7 protein-coding genes are annotated in these 6,688 nt (G+C 60.6%); 2 read left to right on the top strand and 5 right to left on the bottom strand.

What is annotated here, in order from left to right; translation table 11 throughout:
* A partial coding sequence (locus tag ABY403_RS11870) for a Fic/DOC family N-terminal domain-containing protein (protein WP_372841031.1) occupies positions 1-312 on the bottom strand: 312 nt, incomplete at its 3' end.
* A gap of 256 nt (positions 313-568) precedes the next feature.
* Between ABY403_RS11870 and ABY403_RS11865 the strand changes: the two genes are divergently transcribed.
* Both ABY403_RS11865 and ABY403_RS11860 read left to right on the top strand, forming a co-directional pair.
* The gene (locus ABY403_RS11865) at positions 569-1,306 is read left to right on the top strand and encodes a hypothetical protein (RefSeq protein ID WP_372841030.1); all 738 of its coding nucleotides are present in this window, start codon (positions 569-571) and stop codon (positions 1,304-1,306) included.
* 353 nt (positions 1,307-1,659) lie between these two features.
* Positions 1,660-4,545 carry a UvrD-helicase domain-containing protein gene (locus tag ABY403_RS11860; protein ID WP_372841032.1) on the top strand — a complete coding sequence of 962 codons (2,886 nt, stop codon included), beginning with the start codon at positions 1,660-1,662 and terminating at the stop codon, positions 4,543-4,545.
* 184 nt (positions 4,546-4,729) lie between these two features.
* On the opposite strand, the gene ABY403_RS11855 is transcribed toward ABY403_RS11860, so the two are convergent.
* The 4 genes from ABY403_RS11855 to ABY403_RS11840 all read right to left on the bottom strand — a co-directional run.
* Positions 4,730-4,981 (bottom strand): hypothetical protein, encoded by a 252-nt coding sequence (locus tag ABY403_RS11855; RefSeq protein ID WP_372841029.1) that lies wholly within the window; start codon positions 4,979-4,981, stop codon positions 4,730-4,732.
* The gene (locus tag ABY403_RS11850) at positions 4,981-5,655 is read right to left on the bottom strand and encodes a YcbK family protein (RefSeq protein ID WP_372841028.1); all 675 of its coding nucleotides are present in this window, start codon (positions 5,653-5,655) and stop codon (positions 4,981-4,983) included. Before ABY403_RS11850 ends, ABY403_RS11855 begins: the two co-directional genes overlap by 1 nt.
* A gap of 148 nt (positions 5,656-5,803) precedes the next feature.
* Positions 5,804-6,067, bottom strand: a complete 264-nt coding sequence (locus tag ABY403_RS11845) for a hypothetical protein (RefSeq protein ID WP_372841026.1) — start codon at positions 6,065-6,067, stop codon at positions 5,804-5,806.
* 111 nt (positions 6,068-6,178) lie between these two features.
* Positions 6,179-6,688: hypothetical protein (locus ABY403_RS11840; RefSeq protein WP_372841025.1), on the bottom strand; the 510-nt coding region annotated here is incomplete at its 5' end.

Raw genomic sequence — 6,688 nt, 5'->3', positions numbered from 1 at the left:
GATGTCGTCGTTGCGCGCTTCCCGGTAAGGGTCGGCACTGCCCGCGTCTTCCTCGGCTTCAAGGCGATAGAGTTCCTCGATGGTCGAGATCGTTCCCTCCATTCTAGATGAGGTGACCGCATCCTGACGGCGAAGTGGGGCAAGGAAGAGCTCGCTGTTCACCATGCCCGACATCTTTGTGTCGTATCGGGCCAATGATGCAGCAGCTTCCTCGAGTGGTCCCAGCAGAACCTCGTAGTCGAGGGTAGACGGAGGGAAGGCCCCGATGTGATAGCTGAGCGCGTCTGTCAGATCGTAGGGTTTGGTGATCATTCAACTGCCGATTCTGTTGTCAAAGAGATTTGCAGCCAAACTAGTCACGTCAAACTAGTTTGGCAACAGAATGAGGCGGCATTCTAACATCAAGCGGCGTTGGCGCCAGTGAGTTGCTCTCAAATTTGTTTGACGACAGCGATCGGGCAAAAGCTGCCATCAAAGACTTGATTGAAAGCTACCTCGGGCTCAAGATTACAAAGAAACAAATCTTACACAGTCTTTCGGCCAATTTTCCTAGTGGTGCCACATGTACATGGACCAGCGCTCATCAGCCGTTCATCGCCTGTTGGCGGAGTATGTGCGCAGCCCTTCGTTGCGCCATATCCGTGACCCGCGATCTCTTACCAAGCTCGCCCTTGAGATCGTCACACAGCTCGACCACGACGGTTCGGTTTGGCGAAAGTGGAAGGGCGCACGCGACACTGTGTTGTCCTCGGCCCTGGACTGCTGGATCCCCAATGATGACCTCCTGGAGTTCCTGAATTCATTGCCGGGGCAGCCACTAACAATGACCGACCTCGAACAGCGCATGCGCCACCTGATTGAGGTCGAATACATCGCATCGCCGGAGCCAGAGCTGCAGGCTGAGTGCCTCGACATCTATCATTCGGAAAAATCTGCCGGGACGGAGATGCCCGCAATTATCGGCAAGTTGTCCAATTATGCGGCGTCGCAATGGCCACGCCTCCACGACGCACGGCGCATGGCAAAAGAAAAACGGCAGGACGAGGCAAGGCTGGCCCGCGAACGCCGCCTATTGTCTTACGGGGACTGCCCTTGGACGCAGATCAAGGGGTCAAAGTTCTTCTATTGCCGCAAGAACGGTCGTGTGTTTCAGCTCAAACCGAACTCTGACAAAAGCTGGAACATGTATCGTGTTACAGCTGTGGACGACAACGAAGCCGGAGAGATGATCGGCCGGTACCGATCGCGCGCCGATGCCAACAAAGTCGTGGCGAAGGCAGCTTATGAGCCAGAGCCTTGGCGGTAGTATGCGAAGAAAGGAAATCCAGCCAATACTGACAGGCGCGGGTTTGATCGCGCGAGGCCATGTAGTCAGTGAGCCTTGAGGCGACGATCGCGGTGTCCCGGAGAGTTTCCACTTCAGATGACGCGCGAGTGATCGGCGGTTTTGTCGCCGGCCAAGGGTAGGCGGCGCGTCAGCGCGTTAAAACCGACCTTGCAAGAAGGACGCGCCTTCAGTCGTCAAACGAGGTTGCAGTCTGCCCTGGGTACAGCACATGCTGAGCGGAAGTGACGACGAGGCCCAAAACATTGATTCGACTACAACAACGCCCTTTGTTTGGACTGCTCCTTAACCCATTCGGTAAGTCCGTGCGCGCCATGGAGCTCAATGGGGAGCACCTCCGGATCACGCGCCGTGGCCGGGACTTGTCCATGTCCTTGCAGTCGCTGGCGAGCCCACCTGCGATCCGAAAGGGGATGCTGGGAACGGCCCTGACCGTCACGACGGGCGAGCATGACGGCGTTACTCTGAAGGGCGCAAGCCACATTGATGCCCGGGCGTTCTCGGCTGAGTTGAAGGAAGCTTGGGTCCGCTTCAACCTTTCGGTTCTCGAGAAGGAAGCGGCGCGTCTGGAGAGGATCTACGATGGGGTTCAGGCGCTGGCCAGCCCAACCCGCTACCCGGCCGCGTGCATGATTTCAAATATGCTGGACGATGCCCGCGCACTTGATGCCGCTTTGCTGTCAAAGTTGCAGCCTGAAGCCATTGGAGCCGAGGCAGTTGCGCGCATTACCGCTGTCCGGTTGTTCGCCGCCGACCCGCGAACGGCACGGGCCAACGGCATCGCCGCCTTTGTCACTGCAGAGCTGGATCGCTGGAAGGACTTTTTTGACACGATTGAAAACAAGCCGCTGACGCCAGAACAGCGGCTTTCCATCGTGGTTGATGAAGACGCGACGCTCGTTCTCGCAGGAGCAGGATCGGGCAAGACCAGCGTCATCACCGCGAAGGCGGCCTTTCTGGTCAAGGCCGGCATCCGTCAGCCGGAAGAAATCCTGCTGCTGGCCTTTGCTAAGAACGCGGCGGAGGAGATGTCGGAGCGGGTAGAGGCGCGTTCCGGGGTGCCAATCGTAGCGCGGACATTCCACGCGATTGCCTATGACATCATCGGCATCGTGGAAGGGTCGAAACCAGCGCTGGCTAATCATGCCACTGACGACTTGGCCTTCACGAACCTAATCAAGCAGATCCTGAAGGATCTGGTTCACACGCTGTCGGATGTGTCGCGGGCGATCATCCAGTGGTTCGCGCATTTCCTGGTCGAGCCGAAGAGCGAATGGGACTTTAAGACCAAACACGAATTCTACACTCACATGGAGAGCCAGGATCTGCGCACGCTGCAGGGTGAAAAGGTCAAAAGCTACGAGGAGCTGCAGATCGCCAACTGGCTTTATGAAAACGGCATCGAATACGAATATGAACCTGTCTACGAACACAAGATCGCCGAAACCGGCAGGCGGGACTACCAACCGGATTTCCGCCTGATCGAGAGCGGCATCTATATCGAGCATTTCGGTGTGCGCCGCCAGAAAATGGCCGATGGCGGCGACCGACTGGTAACGGCACCCTACGTCGATCGAGACGAGTATCTGGCTGGCATGGACTGGAAGCGGCAGGTTCACGCCGAGCACGAAACCACCCTGATCGAGACCTACAGCTACGAGCGGCAGGAGGGGTGCCTGCTGACGGGCCTGGCGGAAAAGCTGGCACCGCATGTCACCCTGAAGCCTCGCCCGGCCGACACGATTTTTGATCGCGTAATAGAGCTGAAGCAGGTCGACGATTTCTCGAAGCTGCTCGCAACCTTCCTACGTAAGTTCAAAGGCGGCAGCTACAGCCTCGCGGATTGTGAAAGCAAGTCAGAGCGGATGAAGCTCGGCAAGCGGGCCAGGGCATTCCTTGACGTTTTTGCGCCGGTATTCGAGGAATACAAGAAACGGCTCGGAGGGCGGATCGACTTCGAAGATATGATCCTGCGCGCGGCGCATTACGCCGAGACCGGCCGCTATGTCAGCCCCTTTCGCCACATCCTCGTCGACGAGTTCCAAGACATCTCTCAAAGCCGCGCCCGGCTTGTGAAGGCGCTGAAGGCCCAGCATCCAGATACGCGCGTCTTTGCTGTTGGCGACGACTGGCAGTCAATTTTTCGTTTCTCAGGTTCCGACATCCATCTGATGCGCCAGTTCGGTAGCGAGTTTGGCGGCAGCTTCGATGGCGAGACAGGAGTGCACAGGTCGGTCGATCTGGGGCGCACCTTCCGTTCGGTTGATCAGATCGCTTTCGCCGCCAGAACCTTTGTCTTGCGCAACCCTGCCCAGATCCAGAAACAAATTGTTCCGGCCGGGACGGCAACCGAACCGGCCATCAGGATCGTGTCCGTAGCGAAGGGCGAGGACGAACAAAAGCTTTCCGAAGTTTTAGGAACCCTGTCCGCCAACCTGGAGGAAGGTAAAAAATCTGCGAGCGTGCTGCTCCTCGGTCGATATCGCTTCCTCGAACCTGACATCCGCAAGCTGAAGCGCCTGTTTCCGCTTCTGCGGATCAACTTCAAGACCATTCATGCCTCGAAAGGTTTGGAAGCAGATCATGTGATCCTCCTGAATGCAGACAGTGGGCGCACCGGATTCCCCTCGGAGATCGTCGACGACCCGCTCCTGTCCTTGGTCTCACCGGAAGAGGAGGCATTCCAGAACGCGGAAGAGCGGCGCGTCATGTATGTCGCCATGACTCGCGCCCGCCATACCCTGACGATCCTTGTTTCGAACGCGCGGCCGTCATCCTTTGTCACCGAACTCAGGAGCGATCCCGCATACGATATTGCCGTGCCGCCAGGGGCAGAATCAGAAGCCTATGTTTGCGGGGAATGCGGCGGGCGGTTAATTGGCGTCACCGGGCAGGATGGCCGCATTTGGTACCGTTGCGAACATGTCCAGCACTGCGGCAATTTGCTGCCAGCCTGCGCATCTTGCGGCACGGCCCTGCCGCGCCGCGAAAATAGATTTGCCAGCACTCGATGTGGCTGCGGTGCAAGTTATCCTTCATGCCCTGCATGTGAAGATGGCTGGCTGGTTGAGCGCAGCGGCACATTTGGGCGGTTCCTTGGATGTGTCCGTTATCCTACCTGTGTCGGGAAAGCGAAAATCGCACCAGCCAAGCAGCCCGTTAGCAAATCCAGATCGAGGCGAAAACGACATCCGTGGTGATGCCACATGACCCGCTCAGTCCTCTATTCACCGGCCCGCCCGCGCCTGCTCCCGCAGCACCGCATAGTCGCTGAGCATCCTGACCAAAACCGCCCCCTCGGGTAAGGCCTCGATCTCGGCCGCCATATCTGCTTGCTCGGCACGGTCATATTCCACCACCGGCGGACAAGCGCCAACCCGCGGCTCAGAACTCCCCATCGCGCAGCCGCTGAGCAAGCTCATCACGATCGCGAGGACGGCGGCTAGCGGCGTCCAGCATCTGGCGTTGTGCTTCATTGATCTTCTCCACGGTTTCGAGTCGTTCCGCCAACCTTCCGGCGCTTTCGCCAGCGCGGCGAAGGTTCATGAGAAACAGGGCGATGGTGAGGACAGTCAGCATGAGGCCCAGCGCCTTGCGCGCCGGGCCGCTCGCGAGGAGGGCTGCAATCCAGCGCATCAGCGCCGCCCCCGTTTCCAGTCATCGATCCGGGCATGGATCGCCAAGGCGATGCCTGCGAGGGCGACAGCGATGAAGAGCCAGCGCAGGGCGTCGAGATACGGCACCAGCGGCAGGATCGCCGACAGTGTCTCGCCCAGAACCTCGCGCGCCAGTTCGACCCCGGCGACGCCGACCGTTGCCACCCCGGCGGCGCCGCTGCCCTTGAGCGTGCGGCTGTCGGCCAGCACCTCGCGGGCGGGCGGGGTCTCGGGGGCGAATGCCGTGGCGCGGGGCGCAAACCGCTCTCCCCATTCCCGGGCGGGGCCGAGATCGATGTGCTGGAAGCCCGAGCGGGGGTAGAACCCGAAGCCCTTGAACCCCGCCTTGCGCGCTGCCTCCTCGAAGGCGACGGGGTCATGGTTCGCCATCGCGATGTCAAACGCGGTGCCGTCCATGTGCTTGGAGGCTGGTGCGCCGCCGACCGCCTTGTTGTGCGCCGGGCTGCGGTAGCCCGAAAGCACGATCAGCGGCTTGCCGAGGGCATCACGCAGGGCCTGCAGCTTGTCCATGGCTTGCGAGTTGAGTTTTAGCGCGCCGCTGCCGCGGCAGGCGATCTCGGTGGGGGAGAAGTTCGGCCAGAGCCAGGCGCTTTGCGGCACGTCGCGGAATTGCGGATAGGTCGTGGTGGTCATGGGGTCCTCCATGAATGCAAAACCCGCCGCGAGGGCGACGGGTTCGGGGTGTGGTTCAAGATTGCCGTGAGTTTGGGCGGCGTATTTTTGCAGGTGGTTCCTGTGACGCAGATCTGCGGTGGCGCCTGGCCTCGCAAAGCCCGCCCGCTCAGTTCCCGATCTTGCGATCAATTCGCTCGAGGGTATGGCCAACGCCCTTCAGCGCTTCTTCGATGCGACCGAGCTGGACGGCGTGGTTTTGCGCCGCCTTGTCCATTGTCTCGACGCGGGTCTCAAGGCGGGCAAGCTCGGCCGCGTTCTGAACCGAGGCAGCGCGGCCCAAGGCCCGAGCGACCTCAAGACGGGCCCAGAGGGCGGCAAGGGCTGCGAGCAGCGGCCAGGTCTTTTGCAGGGTCTCCCAGTCGGGCAGCATTAGGGGTCTCCAGAGTGGTGGTGGCTTAGCACAGGTTTGCGGTTCCGCCCTGCGGCTGCGCGCTCCGGTGTCAGATGCGGGGTATGGGCTGCGGGTGTTCTGCGCTCCACCTCAAACCTCGGCGAATGCGACGAAGAACTCGTCGAGCTCAGCGTCGCTCAATTGCCCCGCCGCCTGCAGCAGCAGCGTGGTCGGGTCGAGCCGGAAGGCCTGGGTGAAAGCCGCGAAGGTAATGCGCGCGTCGGTCGCCTCGGGCTCGGGAAGCGTTGCAAACACCGCCTCGATTGCGGCAGGCACCTCGCCAGTGCGCGCCGCCGCCGTGGCCTCTGGCCCTGAGATCAGCCCACTGCGATGCAGGCCAATAAACACCTGACGCCGGCTCAGCGGTGGCATCGCGGCGCGTAACTCCTCTGGCGAGGGTTCGACTGGTTCCGGCGCGGGCGCCTCGCTCAGCGTATAGCCTTGTGCACTCGACCAGCCCGCTTGCGCAGGCGCCACCACGGCGCCATTCGGAAGGCGGCAGGCGGAACCTGTGCGAAAAGTCTCGATCAGGGTGCCGTTCAGCTTCAGTTCGAGCATGATCTTCACTTCCGGATGTTGAAGGGCTGATGCCGCCGGGTG

Origin of the sequence: Phaeovulum sp., from assembly GCF_041596715.1 — a bacterium.
In the GTDB taxonomy this organism is placed as follows: domain Bacteria; phylum Pseudomonadota; class Alphaproteobacteria; order Rhodobacterales; family Rhodobacteraceae; genus UBA6213.
Note: the sequence above shows the minus strand (reverse complement) of the source record. Positions and strands in the feature narration are given on the sequence as shown.